The following is an 18210-nucleotide window of genomic DNA, read 5'->3' on the forward strand; positions in this document are numbered from 1 at the left end:
AGCGACGTGGCGCAAGCGCTTCGGCCATGGTTTTGTGCGCGAGCAAGCCCGCGTTGCGATCGATACTAGTCTGCGCAGACGCCCTTCGCAATCGGTGCTGTACGCGCCATGCGAGCCAGCGCGCATGTGTTTGCGCGAACCCGACAACGCGTTGCGTGGTGTTGGCCGCGCCCCGGCAGCCAGCCGTTCCCAGTGGCCGCGTATTTCGTATCGCCGGCGTGCATGGATGCCCGGCCAGCCTTGCCACACGGCGGTTTCGCTCGAAACGCCGTCTTTTTGCATTCGCCTGGCACAGCCTATGCCTTATATGGCTCGAGCCCGCAACACTTGCAGCTCACCCACCCCTCACTGCTCATGTTTCTGGAGAACTGTCATGACCTCGCTCAAGATCGAAAACCTCGACCTCGCCAAAGACCTCGATAGCCGCGCCATGTCCGGCGTACGTGGCGGTACGTTGGGTTATTACCCGCTGCTGCCGTTCTCGCCCGTCCATATCAGCGACACGACCAACTTCAGCGCACAGCAACTGATCGGCCAGACCAACAACATCGTCAGCAACAACGGTAACAACGTGGCTTTCGCATCGGGCCTGTCGACGAAGATCAATCCCACGCAAACCGCCACGAACACGATCAATTTCTGAGCACGCGGCCAACGGATGCGAGGCCGCGAGGCCTCGCGTCGCACGCACGCACCAACACCTTCTATCGGAGACGCCCATGTCATCGATCATCGTTTATGAACTGTCGCCCGGTACGGACCTCGACCGCAAGGTCATGTCCCGCACTCGCGGCGGCGCCAATTCCTGGCTCGCCGGTCTCGGCCCCCTCGCCAACGTCAATGTCAGCGTGGGCGTGGCCCAGAACATCGAACAGAACCAGGCCGTGGTTGTCAATGCGTTGAACAATAACGGCGTGATCGGCGCCGGCTTCGGCCCGCTCAAACTCGATGTCAGCCCGGCGCAATTCGCCAGCACCGGCTTCGCGCTGTAGGCCGCGAACCGTCCTTCAGGCAATTGAGGCTTCACGGCTTCATTTGCCTTCTCGTTCGGCGGCACGGTTTATACGCCACGTCCTCTCTCTTAGAGCGACTATCGAGCCTCCTCTTATGGTTCATTCGCCGCGCGATGGATCACGCAAAAGCACAAGCCACGTTTCAGCCTCCTATACTGAATCGAACGTCAGCCAGCTCGGGGCGCGGTGCGTCATGCGCCTCTTTCCTCATTTCTTTCCGTTGTGCGGGGTAGGTATGGCCACGCTAGTCATTCACGATCTGCCTGAAAGCGTCGAACTCGATCGGCAAGCGATGTCCGCCGTGACAGGCGGCTCGATGGTTCAAACCAGGCAAACGCTTTTTGTGCGCCGTCATGCGCTGACCGGTCTGCCACGAACGGTCTTCGCCGGCCTTCACGATCCCGCGCTGTCCGAGCAGCCCGACAAGCCTGTGCTTAAGACGCTGCTGCGCTAATCGCCGCAATGCAGGGACGACTACGCGGCCAGGGGCGACATCGCAGGGCGCGTGGCCGCAGGAGGAAAGACGCGCCAAGCGCCATCGTCGTGCCGGAAGAAGAAGATCGCGAGCGTGCCGGTGTGATGGTTCGCTTCCACGCAGACGTAGCGATGCCGATCATGAAGCATGCGGCCGACGTGCGTGACGCGCGCAGGAACTGCCGCGGTGGGTGCCAGCCATTTGTCGACGAGTTGACGAAGCGACGACGTTGCGCGGAAATGATCGAGGCTCATGTTCGTCTCCCGTACGGCGGATGGGTTGGATGAAAGTGCGGGTTACGCAACGCACGCATTGCAAGGTGTCTCGCCACGCGCGCGCCGCGCACAGGCGGCACGCAGTGTCCTCTTCGCGGATGCCGCGATGAGGGCCCGACACATGCCGGTGATCGCGCGCATTGCGATAGTGGGATGCTTCATACAAGCGCGCACTTGCTCGCTGCGCCCGACGCCGTCGAGGCACCACGTGCAAAAGTGTTCGCAGTTGTTGGTGAGCAGCCGATAGCGGTTTTCGCCGATGCGCGAACGGGCGCGTTGCACAGCTTCGCGGCCGACGTAGCGGGCATTCGTCTCGTCGGACACAACAACCGGATGAGCCCCGGCGAAGCGAGCGAGTGAGACTTCTTCGACCGGGCCGCGACGCAGCGTCGTGCAGAACCCCGAATAGTGGATGACCCGGCCGTTGCCGACGTAGATGCCGTGGTGGCTGTAGCCGGCGCGATGCGTGACGAGATGAGCGCCGAGTGGGGGAAGCTCGATTTCGTTTGCATGGAGTTCGGCGTTCATGGCATTCATCCGTCTGGCTATGTCCGGCAAACCACCTGTCATATCGGTTTGCCTCGTGCCGATTACTCTGCACCGTCCATGCCAGCTTCCCTGCGGCCTGGAGCCACAAGGGTCTGCGCGGATAACGTCGAACGATGGAGGCCAAATCGTTGGGCTGGCACAGACACGCGAGCGGTGCTTGTGTCGGCGCCGAAGCACCAGTGCGAGCTCTGAATCAAGTGGACCGCGGGGCAGCCCATGAGCCGATCCTTCGCGTGCCTTGCTTGACGAGGTTTACGCAGATGGCACGTGCCCGGATGCATCGCGCGGACGAACGCCGCACGCTCATGGCATGGGCTTTGCCTTGTTCAGTGGGCCGCGAGGCGCACACCACCGTTACTGCTCATTGAAGGAGACATCTCATGACCGCCATTACGATCGTCGATCTACGCATGACGCGCGACATGCCGCGCCAATCGATGTGCTCGATCTCCGGTGCCGGCGCGCCGTGGGTGTTCGGCTGGATCCAGCCGTTTGCTCCGCCCGTCCAGAGCATGGGTGCCGTCATCAACCTGTACGAGACGAACAACACATTCGTCGCGAATCAGATGGTCAATCAATTCCAATCGATCAACGTCGCCAATGGCGGGGCGAACTCCAATCTCACCGTCGTCGCCGGCGAAAACGGCAAGAACGGCCTCGGTTGATCGCGTTGAGGACGGACGGCTCATGGCAACCCCGCTCTCCTGGTCCTCGGCTGCCGCCAGCGATGTCGGCCGCGTGCGCACCGTCAACGAAGACGCCTGCCTCGACGTGCCGCAACAGGGCATCTGGGCCGTCGCCGACGGCATGGGCGGCCACGATGCCGGAGACTTCGCCAGCCGCATGATCGTAGACGCGCTCGCGTCGCTCGACGCGCGTTCCGGCCTCGCTCCACGTGTCGCCGCGGCCCGGGCCGCGCTGCAAACGGTCAACCGCCGTCTGCGCGAAGAAGCCGCGTTACGTCATGTGCGCACCATCGGGTCCACGGTCGCAGCCTGTCTGGCAAGCGACCGCCGTTGCGCGCTGCTGTGGGCCGGCGACAGCCGCGTCTATCTGTACCGCGACGCGCGGCTGCGCCAGATCACGCACGACCATACGCAGGTTGAGGTGTTAAGGGAACAGGGGTATCTGAGCGCGGAAGAAGCCCGCCAACATCCGGCGCATCACTTGATTACGCGCGCGGTGGGCGCCGCACCCTGGCTGGAGATCGACGAAACGCGCATCGACGTTGGCGACGGCGATCTCCTCCTGATTTGCAGCGACGGACTGACGAATGAAGTCGACGATGCGAGCATCGCGCTCGCGCTGACGCAGGCGGCCGGCGATTGCGACGAAGCCGCGCGCGTCCTGATCGACCTCGCGCTGAGTCGGGGCGCACGCGACAACGTGTCGGTCGTCGTCCTGCGCGCGAGCGATCCCAGCGCCGACGACCGGACGCTCTTCAATCCGTCGCTCACGCTCTGAACGGGCGTCGGGGGATTTTGGACTTGCGGACTTGCGAGCCCGATCGATCGCTCAGCTTTTTTCGCGAAGCGCCCCGTCTTGTGCGCGGCGACGAAAATCCTTCGAGTGAATGCCGTGCTTCTTGAGCAGCATTTGCAGATGCGAGCGATTCATGTCGCACCGGCGTGCAAGCTCGGCCACAGTGCCGCCCGTTTCCTGCAGCCCCCGTTCGAGAAATGCCCGTTCGGCTTCATCGCTGGCGGCGCGCTTCGCTTCGGCCAACGAGTTCGGCACCGCTGACAAGCCCGCCGTGCTTTGCGCACCGAATGCTTCGACCAACGTTGGCATGTCGCGCTGCGGTCGAATATCTTCCGGCAGATGATCGACGTCGGCGACATCGCCGGCGAGACACGATAGACGGTAGATGAGGTTGCGCAGCTCGCGAATGTTGCCGGGATAGCCGTAGCTGAGCAAAAACTCGCGCAGCTTCGGCGTCATCTTGACGGGCCGTCTCCTGAGTGCTTCGGCCGCCTCGTCGCCGAAATACGAAAACAGCAGTGGAATTTCATCGCGCCGCTCGCGCAGTGCCGGTAGCGACACGTGTATGACGCTCAACCGATAAAACAAGTCCTCGCGAAAATGCCCCTGTTCGCTCATCTGACGCAGATTGCGATTGGTGGCGGCCACGATGCGCGTATCGACGGCAATGGTTTCGTCCGATCCCACACGCTGGATCTCGTGCGCTTCGAGCACGCGCAATAACTTCACCTGGCCGGTCAGCGGCAATTCGCCGATCTCATCGAGAAAAATCGTCCCTGTATGCGCACTTTCGAACTTCCCCTTGCGATCGCTCGACGCCCCTGTAAATGCGCCCTTCCTGTGCCCGAACAATTCGGATTCGAGCAGATTGTCGGGAATCGCACCGCAGTTCACCGAAATATACGGCTTGTCGGCGCGCGAGCCGTTCGCGTGGATCACCTTCGCCATCAACTCCTTGCCCGTGCCGCTCTCGCCGTCGATCAGCACGGGCAGATCGGTGGGCGCGGCCTTCTCGGCCACTTCGAGCGCCGCGAGCAGTTTCGGATTGTCGCCGAAGGTGCCCTCGAAAACGAAGCTGCGGTCGATCAGCGCCTGCCTGCGTTGGCCTGCGGTGAGATCGGCCGCATCGGGCGCTTGCGGTTCGAGCGCGGCGGCTTCGATGAAGCGCTCCTTCCGTGAGAGCTGCATGACCTCGTCGCGCAACGTATTGGCCTGATTGAGCAGTTTTTCGATCTCCGCTCGCTCCAGCTTCGGCGCCCAACGCAGCGTCGAGCGGACGATCTCGATCTTCTCGAGCAGGCCCGCATAAGAGACGGTCGTACTGCCTGGTCCGAGTGGGTCGAAGAGTTTCATGGCGAACTCAACTTTGCGTGCTCAACTGCTTCTGCACGAGTTCGTAGTACATCCCTTTGCGCGCGACGAGCTCCTCGTGGCGACCTTCCTCGACGATCGCGCCATCGTAGAGCACGAGAATCTTGTCGGCACGCATGATCGTGCTGAGCCGATGCGCGATGATGACGGCCGTGCGCCCCTTCAGGATCTCCTGCATGTTCGCGAGAATGTTGCTTTCCGATTGGGTGTCGAGCGATGACGTCGCTTCGTCGAACACGATCAGGCGCGGATCGTGATAGAGAGCTCGCGCGATGCACAGCCGCTGGATCTGCCCGCCGGAAAGGCCGACGCCGCGCTCGCCGACGATCTGCTCATAACCGAGTGGCATTTTGCTGATGAAGGCGTGGGCATCGGCCATCTTGGCGACTTCCTCCATTCGGCGCCGGTCCGGGCTCGTATCGCCGCAGGCGATGTTCTCGGCGATCGTGCCCGAGAAGACGAGGTTCGTCTGCATCACATAGCCGATTTGCGCGCGGTAGTAAGCCTGATCGACGACGCTCATGTCGTCGCCGTCGACCACGATCTTGCCATCGGTCGGCGGATAGAAGCCGACCAGAAGCTTGGCGAGCGTCGTCTTCCCCGAGCCGCTTCTGCCGACGATCGCGACCATCTCGCCGGGTTTGATGTCGAAGCTGATATTTTCAAGGACATAAGGCGTTTCGCTGCCGCCGTAGCGAAAGTACACCCCGGCGAACCGGATGTCCCCCTGCAGATCGGGCAGCAGCACACGGGCGGCCGCGTCGGCCGCCTTTTGCTCAGGTTCGATGTCGAGCACATCGCCAAGGCGTTCCATCGCCACCGCCGCATCGTTCATGAGGCTCCACAGGCCGACGAGGCCCATCAACGGCGCAAGGACGCTGCCCATGAATGCGTTGAACGCGATCAACTGTCCAATGGACAGCTCCTGCGCCAGCACGAGCCTTGCACCGGCCCACAGGATCACGATCGTCGTGGCCGCATTGAGCACCTGACTGCCGAACGCAACGATGATATGAAACGATTGCGCGCGGTACTGCACGTCGAGCGCTTTTGCATACTTGCGCTCCCATTTAAGCCGCACGGGCCGTTCGATGCCCATGCCCTTCACGGTCTCGATGCCGCCCAGCGTCTCCATCAGGAACGACTTCGCCTCCGTCGAAGAGGCGAATACGTCGCGCGCCAAGCGTTTGATCCGCGGCGTCGAGATCGCCGTCAACGCCAGGATCGGCACGACGAACGCGATCAGCAGCAGGGTCAGCTTCACGTTGTAAAGAAACATGACCGTAAAGTAGATGACGATCATGAGCACGTTGAGCCCCGTCGTCACCGTCGATTCCGTCAGAAACGCACGGATCGTCTGGTTCTCCTGGAAACGGGCGAAGATATCGCCGGTTTTTCGCTTCGCAAAGAAGCCAAGCGGCAGCGACATCGTGTGCTTGAAGAACTGCGACATCATCGAGAAGTCGAGCCCGCGCACCAGAAAATTGGCCAGATACGCGCGGATTGTCGTCATCAGTTGAGTAAACAAATTGGAGATGACGAGGCCGACGATCAAAAGGTTGAGCAGGCTCACGTTCTGATGAACGACAACGCCATCCAAAATATTTTGAATGATAAGCGGCGGCACGATGCCGAGTAATTGAATCACGAAGGTGGCCAACACCACGTACCCGAGAATCTTTTTGTACGGCTTCAGATAACCGACGAAACGTAGCCAAGGTGAGCGCATCGCATCTTTCTGCAGATTGGCATCGGCCGCCGCCAGCAGCAGACAGGTGCCACTCCAACCGCGCTCGAATTCCTCGACGCTGAGCTTGCGAAAGCCGAGCGCCGGGTCGGCGATGCGCACCCAACGCTTCGACATGCCGTAGACGACGACGTAGTGATAACCCTCCCAATGCACGATGAACGGCAATTCGAAATCGAGCATTGCATCGAACGTACATTGCACGCCGCGCGCCGTAAAACCGAGCGATTCGCCGGCGCGGGCGAGGCTATCGAGCGTCGCGCCCTCTGCCGTGACATTGGCCAGATCACGCAGCTTACCGAGCGTCATCGGAATGCCGTGGTGGCGGCAAATCATCGCAAGGCACGCCGCGCCGCAATCCATTTCCTCGGCTTGCTCGACGAGTGCGAACCGCTTGACGAGCTTGGCACCGATCTCGTCGCGTGCACCGAGATCGAGCGTGACGGGGCGCTTGCGCCGCTCGGCGAGCAGCTTGTGCCGCTGCAACTCGCGATCCATGAAGCGGATGCGCTCTTCGAGCACTTCGCGCAGTTTCGGATTGCGCGCAAGCATGAAATGCAATGTCTTCTCGGGGATCACGAGCAGACGCACTTCGGTCACGGCGGTGACGGTCGCCTGCTGTTCGTGCCGCAGCACGCAGGCGCGCTCGCCGAAGATCGCACCGGCTCCCAACGTGGCGAGCGCGAACTCATCGCCGTCTGCGCGATATGTCACGCGCACCTCCCCGTGGCGCACGACATAAAGCCGCATATCCGTACGCGTGCCTTGCTTCAGTATCTCTTTGCCGGCTGCGACCCGCTTCACGCCCACGCTGGAGACGTATTCCTCGAGTTCGGCAGGTGTAAGCCTGCCGCGCAAGTCGAAGAGCCTCGCCACGAAGCCCCCGGCCGATCGGATCGCCACGTAGCTCGTCACGAACGCGCGCGCCGCTTCGTTGCCGGCGAGCTCGCTCTCGATTGCCGCACGGGGGATGAAGATCAGCTCCGCTTTCGACGATGCCCGGACAGACGCCTCGCTCCAGTGCTCGCGCAACATCGCTATTTCCGAAAACGCCTCACCGGCCTTTCGCACGCCGAGACTGGTCTCCTTACCGCTCTCTTCCGTAAACAGGCGCACGCTGCCCACGCGTACCACGAAGAGCCCCTCGCTGCGCTCCCCGCTACGGCATATCGTTTCGCCGAAACCGAACGAATGCCGCTCGGCAGCGCTTGCGAGCCGTTCGAGCTCCTCGCGCGTAAAGAGCGACAACGGCTCGACCGTGGAAAGAAAGTCAACCAATGATTGAACGTCGGCCGGCGCCGGTGCTTGCGCATCCATGGTGTTTTCCTGGCGCGCGCCGCTCAGCGCGCTTCGATGATATGTTCCTGCGCACGCGCGGCGAGCCACTCCTCACGCAGAATGCGCCGCACCTCCGACGCCACCTCCGCATCGAGCGTCGCCGGGCATTTCGCCGTAACCGAAAATATTTCGTAGAACGAACCATCAGGCGCAGCGAACGGGCCGATCAAATCGCCTGCCTTCGCATTGAAAATCTTCGCTTCGATTTCCGACTTCAGCGATCCGCGCAGCACCTTTCCGATCACACCGCCACGCTCGCGCGTATCGGCAATCGAATGCTCGCGCGCCATCTCGGCGAAGCTGTCGGGATCGTCGGCGAGAATCGACATCACCTCCCTCGCCTGCCCTTCCTCCGCGAGCACGATGTGACTCACCTCCACGCAATCGAACTTCGGCGAGTTGAGCTTGAAATAGGCTTGCACGGCGTCGTCATTGGTGATTTCTGCCAGCATCTTTTCCTGATAGAGCGTGTCGGTCACGTAGGCTTCGAATTCGTCGAGGCTCACGCCGAAGACATCGAGAAAGCGGTTCATGTCTGCCGCGCGGTGCAGGCCGCGCACGCGGCGGAACTGGTCCGCCCGCGCTTGAATCTCCTCGGTCGAGACGCGCATGCCAAGCTTTTTCGCGGCGATGACCGTGAGCCGATCGCGCACCTGCTGTTCGACAAGACCTTCGAATTGCCCATTGAGCTTCAGTACGCGAATGAAGTCGTCGGTGTCGACGACTTCATCATCGATTCGCACGATTGACGCCATCTCGGTCTCCCTTTCCTTTAGGCATTTGGAAGCATTTCAAACCATCTGATTGCGCGTCGCCTCACCCGGCTATCTGCCGGAAGGGGTCCAACGCAAAGTCGATCAGGCGACGCTCGCGCACCACGATTTCCGCAGTCGCCGTCATTCCATATCGAAGCGGATATTTCACGCCGCCGATGAGGTAGTCGGTGCGCGCCAGCGTTACGCGGCCTTCGTAGACCGGCTGCTTGGTCAGCACCGACGCCTTCGTGGCCGGCGAGATGTACTCGAGCGTTCCGTCGATGGCGCCGTAGCGCTGATACGGGAACGCATTGAACTTCAGCTTGACGCGTTGGCCTTCGCGCAAAAACGCTCGATCCTGCTCGGCGATTTCGATTTTCACCACAGGGCGGGCGTTCTCGGGTGCGATGCCGCCCAGCGGAGCATTGGCCTGAATCTTGTCGCCACGCTGCGTGGTCGTCACGTCGGTGACAACACCGGACACGGGCGCAAGCACGAGCAGGAAGTTGTCCTTATCGATGTTCTCGAACCGGATGCGCGCGGCGGCATCGGCCGTCAAGCGTGCGGTTTGTACCTGCAGGCGCAGCTTGTCTTCCGTGTTCGCGATCTCGCGCAGCGTCGCGTCGTACTCGATACGCAGCTTGGTCAGCGTCTCCGCGCTGCCTTCGAGCTGCGCTTTCGCCTGCGCGAAGTCATGGCTCGATTGCGCCTCCAATTGCGCGAGTTGCGCCTGGGCAATGCGAACGTTGTTGTCCGCTTGTTGGAGTGCGCTCTTTTTTTCCGCGACCTGGGTTTGCGACACGCCGCCGCCTCCGGGCAAGGCAAACAGCCGCGCGAATTTGTCAGCCTCCGACCGCGCCAGATCGCGCGCCTGCACGGCGTTCGCGAGGTTGCTGCGCGCAGCGTCGAGTTGCGCCTTCTGCGACTGGGCAAGCGTGCTGGTTCCCTCGGCGACGCGTATCGCGTGCAGATGCTCCTCGACGTCGATCTGCGCCTTCAACGCGTCGGCCTGTCGCTGCATCAACGCCTTCTTATCCGGAAACTGCCGCCATTCGCGCTCGGCATCTTCGAGCTTCAGGCGCGCATCGAGCGCATTCTTCGCCGCTTCGATCGCGCCGCGCGCGTTGATGCGGCCAATCACGTCGTCCTTCTTCACCGGCTGCCCTTCGGCGATGTAGATGTCGGCCAGCTCGCCGTCGACGGGGGCATAAATGCGCCGCACTTCCGACTCGGGTGCAAGCGCGCCGCCCGCCGTGACGAGCACATCGGCGTGACCAAAGAACGACCAGGCGAACGCCGTGACGATGAGCGCCGAGACAGCGAGCACGGCAGCCTCGACGAGGCGCCGCGGCTCTTCGGCCAGAATCGCAATACCCTCCGCGCCGTGATCTTCGAGCGCTTGGGCGAGCGGCGCAAGCGGTGGCGGCTCGCGACCGGTGCTCACTTTCCGCTCCTTTGTGTCGCCGCGACAAGTTCTTTCAACTCACGGCCGTGCGCCTGGAATGGGGGGGTGAAGAAACGGGCCGAGTTCAGCGCGTCGGTTGCGGCCTGCGCGTTACCGCCTCGCACATCGCCCAGGATTTCACGGTACCGGCTCACATCGTTGCGCACGGGTGCGAGGCCCGCTGCCAATCGCGGATAGCGCGAAGCGTAGTCATCGAGCAGCGCCGGCAGCGCGTCGAGCCGTTCCGGGTGCGCCCGATCGAGTGCCGCGGCGATCGCATTCTTCAGACGTTCCAGAGCCGCCACATACACTGAATCGTCGCTCTCCAATTGACGCAGATGGCTAAGCGAGTCCGCATAGCGTTCGCCGAATGCGGGCACGTACGACGTGATCTGGTCGAGCCTGCGTTGATGCCGGTCCGGGTCGCCGCTCCAGCGTGCGATGAGCGACTTGATGATGGGCTCGTCCCGATAGATTGCAATCGGCGCATCGGCGCCGCCACGCCTCTCCCAATAGGCTTCGAGCTCGCCAATCCAACCGATTTCGCCCACGAGCGGCGCGGCGTCGCTGTTGTGGCGCGCCAACTGCTTCATTTGCCCGGCGACCGCTTGGGCTCGATCGAACGCGTGCGCGTCGATCGCTGCGAGCCAGCGCGGCACCATCGCTTTGATCAATGCTTCCGCGCCCGGCGTTTTAACGGCGGCATCGTCCGGATGCTGCGCGAGATAGCCGTCGGCCAGTTGCGCGGCCGCTGCAAAATTGCCGTGCGCCATGAGCGCGTCGATGTCGCGCTGCGGGTTCGATCGAAAAGCGTACGCCGCTACAAACGTGCATAGAACCGCCACCGCGATGACCACGAAGTGGCGGACACGTCGCCTATCCGAAGCGCTCGACGTTCCGCCGCTTCCGATAGCAATGCCCAGTTCGTCGCAGAACGTCGCCACTTTCCCGCGCGGGCGCTGCGCTTCTCGTGACGGCGTCTCTCTCGTTGGCACGGTCTCACGGTTGACTTCATCCTCCTGTTCACGCATGGGGTCGACACAGAAGATATCGAGGAACGAGTGCGGTGCAGCGATGAATGTCGTTCTGTCCGTCTCTTCGAGCGGCGCAGCATCGGCATTCGGAAGCGCCGGCGCTTGATTGCCCGCTTGCTCGCCGGCCGCCACCGGCGGAAACAGCTTCGTCACGGTTCGATCGGCGGCGCTGTCGCGCTCGATGCTCACGCGATAGACGAAGTGGTTTCCGCCGAACGCGAGCCGCGCGCCGTCATGAAGCGTCACCGCGCGTTCTTCGAGACGAACGCCATCGACGAAGGTGCCGTTCGTGCTGCCGAGATCCTCGACAAAAGCCTCATCATGCTCGACGAACACGTGCGCGTGACGCCTCGATACGTAGTTGACCTGGTGCGGATAGGCGTCGCGATATCGCGCGAACGTTTCGTCTGCCTTACTGACAAGGAACGGAAAGCGCGTTACGACGATGGGCTCGAGGCCCAGATCGCTGCGCTCTGGGATCAGCGTCAGCACGATCGAACCGGCATCGCCCGGCGATCCGCTCTGCGCGCACGATGCAAAGCCGACACGATAGGCGAGCACCCCGGCGAAGCGAATCTCATCGCCTTCATGCAGCAGACTGGGTTTTTCCCGCACCTCGACGCCATTGATCGTCGTGCCATTCTTGCTGCCAAGATCGGCTATGTACGCTGCCCCGCGTTCGACGAATATCTTCGCGTGCCGGCGCGAAAGTTCGGCAACCACTTCGGCGCGTGCCTGCGCGAACGGCGGCTCGGCACGGCCGATCGCGAACAGATTGGTGCGAATGCGAATGTCCCCGAGTTCGGCATGCGACACCGGCTTCAGCACGACGTCTAAGCGCCCTGTGAGCGGCATCTCCGTTTCGGCAAGCGGGACATCGTCAGAAGCCATGGTTCGACACCTGCAGAGAGCGTCGGGCCGCCCGAATCTTTGGGTTCGTCGAGAAGCGGCGGTCGCAAAGCGGGGAACGTGAGAAAAAGTGTAGGCGACGTGGGACGGCAGTCAATCGGCGCCAACCGCCGGCGAGACAAGCAGCCGTCGCGTTTCTGCACGACGAAAGGCTTGACACCGACCGAGCGCGCCCATTGTTCATTCGAATCTCGTGCGCGCGGCGGCATCGTCGGTCGCAGCGTTGCGCGCGTTTTCGACGACTACGCCAGGCCAGCCGCCACCGATCGCTTTATAGAGCGTGACCGTATCGGCGAGGATCTGCTGATGGTTGGCGACCAACGCGAGTTCGGCCGAAGCGAGCGACCGCTCGGATTCGAGCACTTCGAGTTGCGACACCACCCCCTCCTTCAGTTGCGCTTCGATTTGTGCGGCCACCACGCGCAGATGTTCGTTCTGCTGCTCGAGTTCGATCCGTTGCTTCTTGTGTGCAGTCAGATTCACGAGCGCGGTTTCGACCTCTTCGAAAGCCGCGAACACCGTTTGCCGATACTGCTGCTCGGCCACTTCGCTTTGCGCCTCGGTCGTCTTGATGTGCGCTTTGACGCTCGGATCGAACATCGGAAGATTGATGCTCGGCAAGAAGCTGAACGTAAACGCCTTGAATAGATCGCTCAGCGCGAAGGCAGCCGTGCCTCCGCGACCGGTGAGACTCAGACTCGGCAACTGCGCGAGCTTGGCGGCGCCGATCTCGTCATAAGATTCAAGCACGCGATATTGCGCGGCGACGACGTCAGGCCTGCGCGCGAGCAGTTGTGCCGGCAAGCCCATCGGCACGTCCGGCAGCTTGACGCGCTCGCGCAAGTGGCCGACCGGTACCTTGAAGTCGCCGGCGGGCACGCCGACGAGCGTCGCGAGCGCGTTTTCCGCGACATCGCGCAGCCGGTGCAACTCGATGAGTTCGTTAGCGACGCCATTGACCTCGGCCTTCTGGCGCAGCACCTGGGTTTCCGGCAACGCGCCGTGAGCGAGCATCGATTGATCGATGGCGAGAATCCGTTGGTTCTTATCCAGTGTCTTTTGCTCTTCGTCGATCTGGTCGTCGAACTGAAGAATCTGAAAATAGGTGCTCGATACATTCGCGACGAGCGTCAGATAGCCCGCTCGCCAATCGGCTTCGGATGCGTGGTATTCGGCCTGCTGTGCTTGCACGCCTTTTTCGACCTTCCCCCAGATATCGATGTCCCAGTTGACCTGGGTGCCGAGATCGTAGGTCTTCGTCAGCCGCTGATGCGTGCTCTTCTCGAAGTCCGCGCCTGCGCCCGTGTTCAAGCTCGGCAGCGCACCCGCGCGCACCTCGCCGATCGCCGCGCCCGCCGCGTGTATGCGCGCGGCAAGCACCTTGATGTCGATGTTGCCCGCAATCGCCTTGTCGATGAGCGCGTCGAGATAGGTGTCGTCGAATGCGTGCCACCACTGCGGGTCGACGGTGTCGGAAGCGGACACCGCTTGCTGTGCGTGCGCCCATGTGGTTTTCTCGGGCGTGCCGGGGCGCTGGTAAGCCGGAGTCTTCAAATCCATGCAACCGGAGAGCGCGATTGCAAGGAGTATCGCCGACGCAGCGCTGATGGATCGCGCGCGCGCGCTGTTGCGAGAAATCGACGCATTAGCGGGACGTGATGAGGTTTTCACGATCAGCTCCAGTCAAGAGTGAGCAAGCGCGGCGCAGTGGCTAATCGAAGCGTTGGATCGGCAAAGAGAGGGCGCGGGTGCGGTCGTAGCGTCGCGGAATCGGCCGGCAAGCAGAGGCATGTGTTGCGCGATCCGCATCACATGCTGCATGCCTTATGCCAGTCGCAACGAACGCGCTGGCCCGCGGCGGGCACAGGCCGATGGACATTGGTGTTGGCGGGAATCGGAACGCTGCGGCGGAGCTGGCCGGTGCACGCTGCACGCGGACAGATGAAGGCCTGGGACCAACAGCTCGAACGTGAGCTGTTGGCGCCGGCCCGACACCGCTCTACTTGACGTAGACCGTGATCTTCTTCGAATAGACGGGCGGGTTCTGCGGAATGTGATCGGCATCGCCCAGCAACAACTGCAGCGTGTGCTTGCCGGGCGCCAGCTCGAGCGTGGTCTCGGTCTCGCCGCCGCCGAAGTGAAGATGGTTTCTGTCCGATGGAATCTTCTCGTTCATCGGCGGCAGGTCCGTGTCGATCAAGAGATGGTGATGGCCCGTATTCGGATAGCGCACGCCGGAAGGCGCGACGCCCATATTGCGAAGCCCGAACCAGATCCGAAAAGGCCTGCCGGCCGGCAAGACCTCGCCATCGTTCGGCCAGCCGATGTATGCAACGGCTTTACGATCGGCCGGTGTGTCGCCGCCGCCACCTTTCACGGTTACCGTGATCTTCTTCGAGTAAACAGGCGGGTTATGCGGGACGTGGTTGTTATCCCCCAAGAGCAGTTGAAGCGTGTGCTTGCCTGGCGGCAACTCGATACGTGCCTCGGATTCGCCGGCGCCGAAATGCAAATGGTTTCTGTCGGAAGGAATGGGCTGGTCCATCGGCGGCAGGTCCGCGTCGATGATGAGATGGTGATGCCCGACGTTGGGCTTGTCGACGCCCTTCGGGGACAAACCCATATTGCGCAGGCCCATGCGTATCCAGAATCCACCTTTGATGACGGCCCCGTCATGCGGCCAGATGATGTACTCCTCGGCGCCGGGCCGCGATTGCGTCGGGCCGGCAAACGAAAGTCGCGGCATGAGCGCGACAGCGCCGCAAGCGATGAGCACCGTTCTTCGACGCATGGTCATTCTCCCTGTCTATCCGAGCGAATTGCGGCCGACCGAATCGCCATGCGCTGGCGATTGGCCACATCCTCGCTTGAAGGCGCGTAGCGACACCGCGTGTTTGCGCACAGACTACGGGCGATATATCGAGCAAACACTAAGGTTCGTTTAGCGGCGAATGCGCCCGCTTGCCAGGACATCGCGGAGACGGTCCATGCGGCGAAGACTGATTCCTTTCTGCCTAACCGTGTTCATCGTTGCCATATGGACCGGGTGGACCGGGTGGCCCGGGCGGGTTTCTGCGGGCTTGTTGCCTCAGAACACTCAAGAGCAGTACGAGCTGACGTTCTGGGATTCGATCAAAGACAGCCGCAATGCCGGCGACTACGAGGCCTATCTGAAGGCCTACCCGAACGGCCGCTTCGTGCCGTTGGCGAAAGCGCGCATCGCGCAGTTGCGTACCGGCGCCTCGGGAACGCCAGCCGCGCCCGCGCGAACACCGGTGCCGCCGGCGTCGATGCCAGCGTCGGCCACCGCGCCCGCCGCGCATGCGGTGGCGCCCGCTGCCCAGCCTGCACCTGCACCTGCACCTGCACCTGCACCGAAGCCGGGTGCGTCGCCACCCATACGTTCGTCGTCCGCGGTCCACGAGATCCAGGATTGCGCCGCCTGTCCAACGTTGATCGCGATTACGCCGGGCAGCTTCACGATGGGCAACAACAAAGACGATCCATCGGAAAAGCCCGCGCATCCCGTTAGGATCGCCACCGCATACGCACTTGGAAAATACCCGGTGACCGTTGGGCAATGGAATGCATGCGTTGCCGCCGGCGCGTGCCAGCGTGTGCCGGACACATCGGACCCCGGGCCGAACGCGCCTATCCACAACGTCAGTTGGGACGACGCAGCGCAGTACGTGAAGTGGTTGACGAAGGCGAGCGGCAAGCGCTACCGGCTACCCACCGAGGCCGAGTGGGAATACGCAGCGCGCGGCGGCACGACGACACGCTACTGGTGGGGCGACGACATGATGAAAGGCAAGGTCAACTGCAAGGATTGCGGGCCGCCGTGGCGTGCCGAGGGACCCGATAACGTCGGGTCGTTCGCACCGAACCCGTTCGGTCTTTACGACATGGCTGGCGGCGTGTGGGAATGGGTCAGCGACTGCTGGCACAGCTCGTACAAGGGCGCGCCGACGGACGGACGATCGTGGGAGGATGCGTACTGCCAATCGCGCGTCATTCGAGGCGGCTCCTGGCTTGACGGTCAAGGCTACATGCTGACTTCGACGCGCTTCAAATACGACCAAAGCGTCCGTTATACGGCGAACGGATTTCGCGTGGCGCGCGACATGCCTTGAGCGCCACACGAGCACGTCACATTTCGGCTGTTACCGCAGTCCGCCACTCGCGACGATGTGCTCGCCTGTGAGCCACCGTGCGTCGTCCGATGCGAGGAACACCACGGCCGAAGCAATATCGTCCGGCTGCCCTACTCGGCCGAGCGGCGTCTGACTGACCACCTGGGTTTCGAAGTCGGAGCCGATCACGCCGGCGCTTTGCGAACCCTCGGTCACTACCATGCCGGGGTTGATAGCGTTGACGCGAATTTTTCTCGGCCCGAGTTCGCGTGCAAGCACGCCCGTGATCGCATCGACAGCGCCTTTCGTCCCGCTATACACGGCGCTCTCTGGCGGTGTAATGGTCGTCACGACCGAGCTGACGTTGATGATGCTCGCGCCTTCGCCGAGATGCTTCGCTGCGGCCTGCGTGGTGAGCAAAAGGCCGAGCACGTTCGTATCGAACTGCTTGCGGTAATGCGCTTCGGTGATGTCTGCGATCGGTGCGAATTCGTACACACCCGAATTGTTGACGAGGATATCGAGGCGGCCGTACGTTTTGATTGCTGCGTCGACGATCCCTTGTGCGTCGGAGGCCTTCGACACGTCGCCACCCACCGCAACGGCGTTGCCGCCGGCGGCTGCAATCGCGGACACGACGGCCTCCGCACCCGCCTTGCTGCTGGCGTAATTGACGACGACAGAAGCCCCTTCGGCAGCCAGTGCCTTTGCGATAGCCGCGCCGATACCTTTCGAGGCGCCCGTTACCACGGCCACCTTGCCTGCAAGCTTGCCCATTATGTTCACCCTCGCGTTAACTGCGCCATTGACCGGAACCGGCGTCGCACCTGCTCGTCAGGCGATCGACCGGCAACCACGCGAAATATAGAAGTCGGCACAGTTGCGATAAAGCGGCTTGGCGCGAATTGACTGGCGGGATTCCGCGAACAATGGCGGTTCGTTCGATTACCGCTCAGAGCGCGCCGTCACCCGGTTGTTGCCACCACGACACCCCAGCCGACCAGCAGCACTGCCTCGGCCCAGGGGAGCCATCGCGCCTGCGGGCGCATTTTTTCGAACATTATCCAGATCGACAGAGCGGCAATCCAGAGCACATTCATGACGCCGAACACGAATAACAATGCCATGAGCAGCCAACAACAGCCGACGCAATAGGCCCCATGGCGGCAACCCATGATCCAGGCACCGAGTGCGCCATCGCGCCATTCGGTCAGAATAAAGCCGAGCGGAGACGCACACTTGCCAAGGCACGCGTGCTTTAACGGTGTCAATTGAAAGAGCCCCGCGATGACCAGGAGCGTTCCCGCAAGCCATGGCGTTGCGCTCACCATCATCGGTGTAACCAGACGCGCTTCAAGCAGGCCCCACTGTGCGAGGGTCGCAAACAAGCTGAATGCCGCCCATACCGCCAGATATCCGAGAACGAATACGCTCGTGGGAAGGTACGGCGCTCGCTGTGCAAATCGGTTGCGGCTCACGAACGCAAAGCACAGCACCATCGGCACGATTGACGGTAGCATCATGGCGGCCATCATCGTGGCCCACATCGCCATCACCAGCAGCAAATCGATGGCATGCCAACCGGTCATGCGGGGCATGATAGCCATGGCCGCGCCGGCCTCCATGTGCGCCATGCCCCAACTCATGTACAACAGATAGGCCCACGCCAGCATCGCGGCGGACGA

Annotated in this window: 17 protein-coding genes and 1 pseudogene; 6 read left to right on the forward strand and 12 right to left on the reverse strand. The window is 62.3% G+C overall.

The genetic code is table 11. From position 1 onward, the window contains the following. Positions 1-373 precede the first annotated feature (373 nt). From C0Z19_RS19280 to C0Z19_RS19290, 3 genes are all read left to right on the forward strand, one after another. Entirely contained in the window at positions 374-643 is a 270-nt protein-coding gene (locus tag C0Z19_RS19280) for a hypothetical protein (protein WP_102611431.1), read from the forward strand. Positions 644-719: 76 nt separating this feature from the next. Then, the gene (locus tag C0Z19_RS19285) at positions 720-992 is read left to right on the forward strand and encodes a hypothetical protein (protein WP_102611432.1); all 273 of its coding nucleotides are present in this window, start codon (positions 720-722) and stop codon (positions 990-992) included. Between the two features lie 256 nt (positions 993-1248). After that, positions 1249-1467: a hypothetical protein gene (locus tag C0Z19_RS19290; RefSeq protein WP_146012105.1), complete on the forward strand. Its 219-nt coding sequence runs from the start codon at positions 1249-1251 to the stop codon at positions 1465-1467. A gap of 20 nt (positions 1468-1487) precedes the next feature. Here the strand turns inward: C0Z19_RS19290 and C0Z19_RS19295 are convergent, their stop codons facing one another. Both C0Z19_RS19295 and C0Z19_RS19300 read right to left on the reverse strand, forming a co-directional pair. Continuing rightward, complete coding sequence (locus C0Z19_RS19295; protein ID WP_102611434.1) at positions 1488-1742, reverse strand: hypothetical protein; 255 nt, start codon at positions 1740-1742, stop codon at positions 1488-1490. 42 nt (positions 1743-1784) lie between these two features. Next, positions 1785-2291: a lecithin retinol acyltransferase family protein gene (locus C0Z19_RS19300; RefSeq protein WP_233196208.1), complete on the reverse strand. Its 507-nt coding sequence runs from the start codon at positions 2289-2291 to the stop codon at positions 1785-1787. 401 nt (positions 2292-2692) lie between these two features. On the opposite strand from C0Z19_RS19300, the gene C0Z19_RS19305 reads away from it, so the two are divergent. Beyond that, on the forward strand, positions 2693-2977 hold the full coding sequence (locus C0Z19_RS19305) for a hypothetical protein (protein WP_102611436.1): 285 nt from the start codon (positions 2693-2695) through the stop codon (positions 2975-2977). A gap of 22 nt (positions 2978-2999) precedes the next feature. After that, on the forward strand, positions 3000-3776 hold the full coding sequence (locus C0Z19_RS19310) for a PP2C family protein-serine/threonine phosphatase (protein WP_102611437.1): 777 nt from the start codon (positions 3000-3002) through the stop codon (positions 3774-3776). Positions 3777-3827: 51 nt separating this feature from the next. Here C0Z19_RS19310 and C0Z19_RS19315 read toward each other — a convergent pair whose 3' ends face one another. The 8 genes and pseudogenes from C0Z19_RS19315 to C0Z19_RS19345 form a co-directional block, all read right to left on the reverse strand. Beyond that, on the reverse strand, positions 3828-5147 hold the full coding sequence (locus tag C0Z19_RS19315) for a sigma-54 interaction domain-containing protein (protein ID WP_102611438.1): 1320 nt from the start codon (positions 5145-5147) through the stop codon (positions 3828-3830). A 7-nt stretch (positions 5148-5154) separates the two neighbouring features. Then, positions 5155-8229 carry a peptidase domain-containing ABC transporter gene (locus tag C0Z19_RS19320; protein WP_102611439.1) on the reverse strand — a complete coding sequence of 1025 codons (3075 nt, stop codon included), beginning with the start codon at positions 8227-8229 and terminating at the stop codon, positions 5155-5157. Between the two features lie 23 nt (positions 8230-8252). After that, positions 8253-9005: a peptidylprolyl isomerase gene (locus C0Z19_RS19325; protein WP_102611440.1), complete on the reverse strand. Its 753-nt coding sequence runs from the start codon at positions 9003-9005 to the stop codon at positions 8253-8255. Positions 9006-9066: 61 nt separating this feature from the next. After that, positions 9067-10449, reverse strand: coding sequence for a beta-barrel domain-containing protein (locus C0Z19_RS19330; protein ID WP_102611441.1), 1383 nt, complete (start codon positions 10447-10449; stop codon positions 9067-9069). After that, the gene (locus C0Z19_RS19335) at positions 10446-12374 is read right to left on the reverse strand and encodes an FHA domain-containing protein (protein ID WP_102611442.1); all 1929 of its coding nucleotides are present in this window, start codon (positions 12372-12374) and stop codon (positions 10446-10448) included. The genes C0Z19_RS19330 and C0Z19_RS19335 overlap by 4 nt, the downstream gene beginning before the upstream one ends. 198 nt (positions 12375-12572) lie before the next feature. After that, positions 12573-13952, reverse strand: coding sequence for an efflux transporter outer membrane subunit (locus C0Z19_RS19340; RefSeq protein ID WP_425330255.1), 1380 nt, complete (start codon positions 13950-13952; stop codon positions 12573-12575). 439 nt (positions 13953-14391) lie between these two features. Next, positions 14392-14781: a DUF4399 domain-containing protein gene (locus C0Z19_RS28495; protein WP_175083982.1), complete on the reverse strand. Its 390-nt coding sequence runs from the start codon at positions 14779-14781 to the stop codon at positions 14392-14394. Further along, a pseudogene (locus C0Z19_RS19345) lies at positions 14764-15183 on the reverse strand (DUF4399 domain-containing protein); the annotation flags it as partial. The pseudogene C0Z19_RS19345 and the gene C0Z19_RS28495, both read right to left, overlap by 18 nt. Before the next feature lie 292 nt (positions 15184-15475). On the opposite strand from C0Z19_RS19345, the gene C0Z19_RS19350 reads away from it, so the two are divergent. Continuing rightward, the gene (locus C0Z19_RS19350; RefSeq protein ID WP_233196209.1) at positions 15476-16525 is read left to right on the forward strand and encodes a formylglycine-generating enzyme family protein; all 1050 of its coding nucleotides are present in this window, start codon (positions 15476-15478) and stop codon (positions 16523-16525) included. Positions 16526-16555: 30 nt separating this feature from the next. Here C0Z19_RS19350 and C0Z19_RS19355 read toward each other — a convergent pair whose 3' ends face one another. Together C0Z19_RS19355 and C0Z19_RS19360 are read right to left on the reverse strand one after the other, a co-directional pair. Then, positions 16556-17302, reverse strand: coding sequence for a glucose 1-dehydrogenase (locus tag C0Z19_RS19355; protein WP_102611444.1), 747 nt, complete (start codon positions 17300-17302; stop codon positions 16556-16558). Positions 17303-17490: 188 nt separating this feature from the next. Beyond that, positions 17491-18198 (reverse strand): DUF2182 domain-containing protein, encoded by a 708-nt coding sequence (locus tag C0Z19_RS19360; protein ID WP_199180784.1) that lies wholly within the window; start codon positions 18196-18198, stop codon positions 17491-17493. Between the last annotated feature and the right edge of the window lie 12 nt (positions 18199-18210).

The organism is Trinickia soli, assembly GCF_002879855.1.
In the GTDB taxonomy this organism is placed as follows: domain Bacteria; phylum Pseudomonadota; class Gammaproteobacteria; order Burkholderiales; family Burkholderiaceae; genus Trinickia; species Trinickia soli.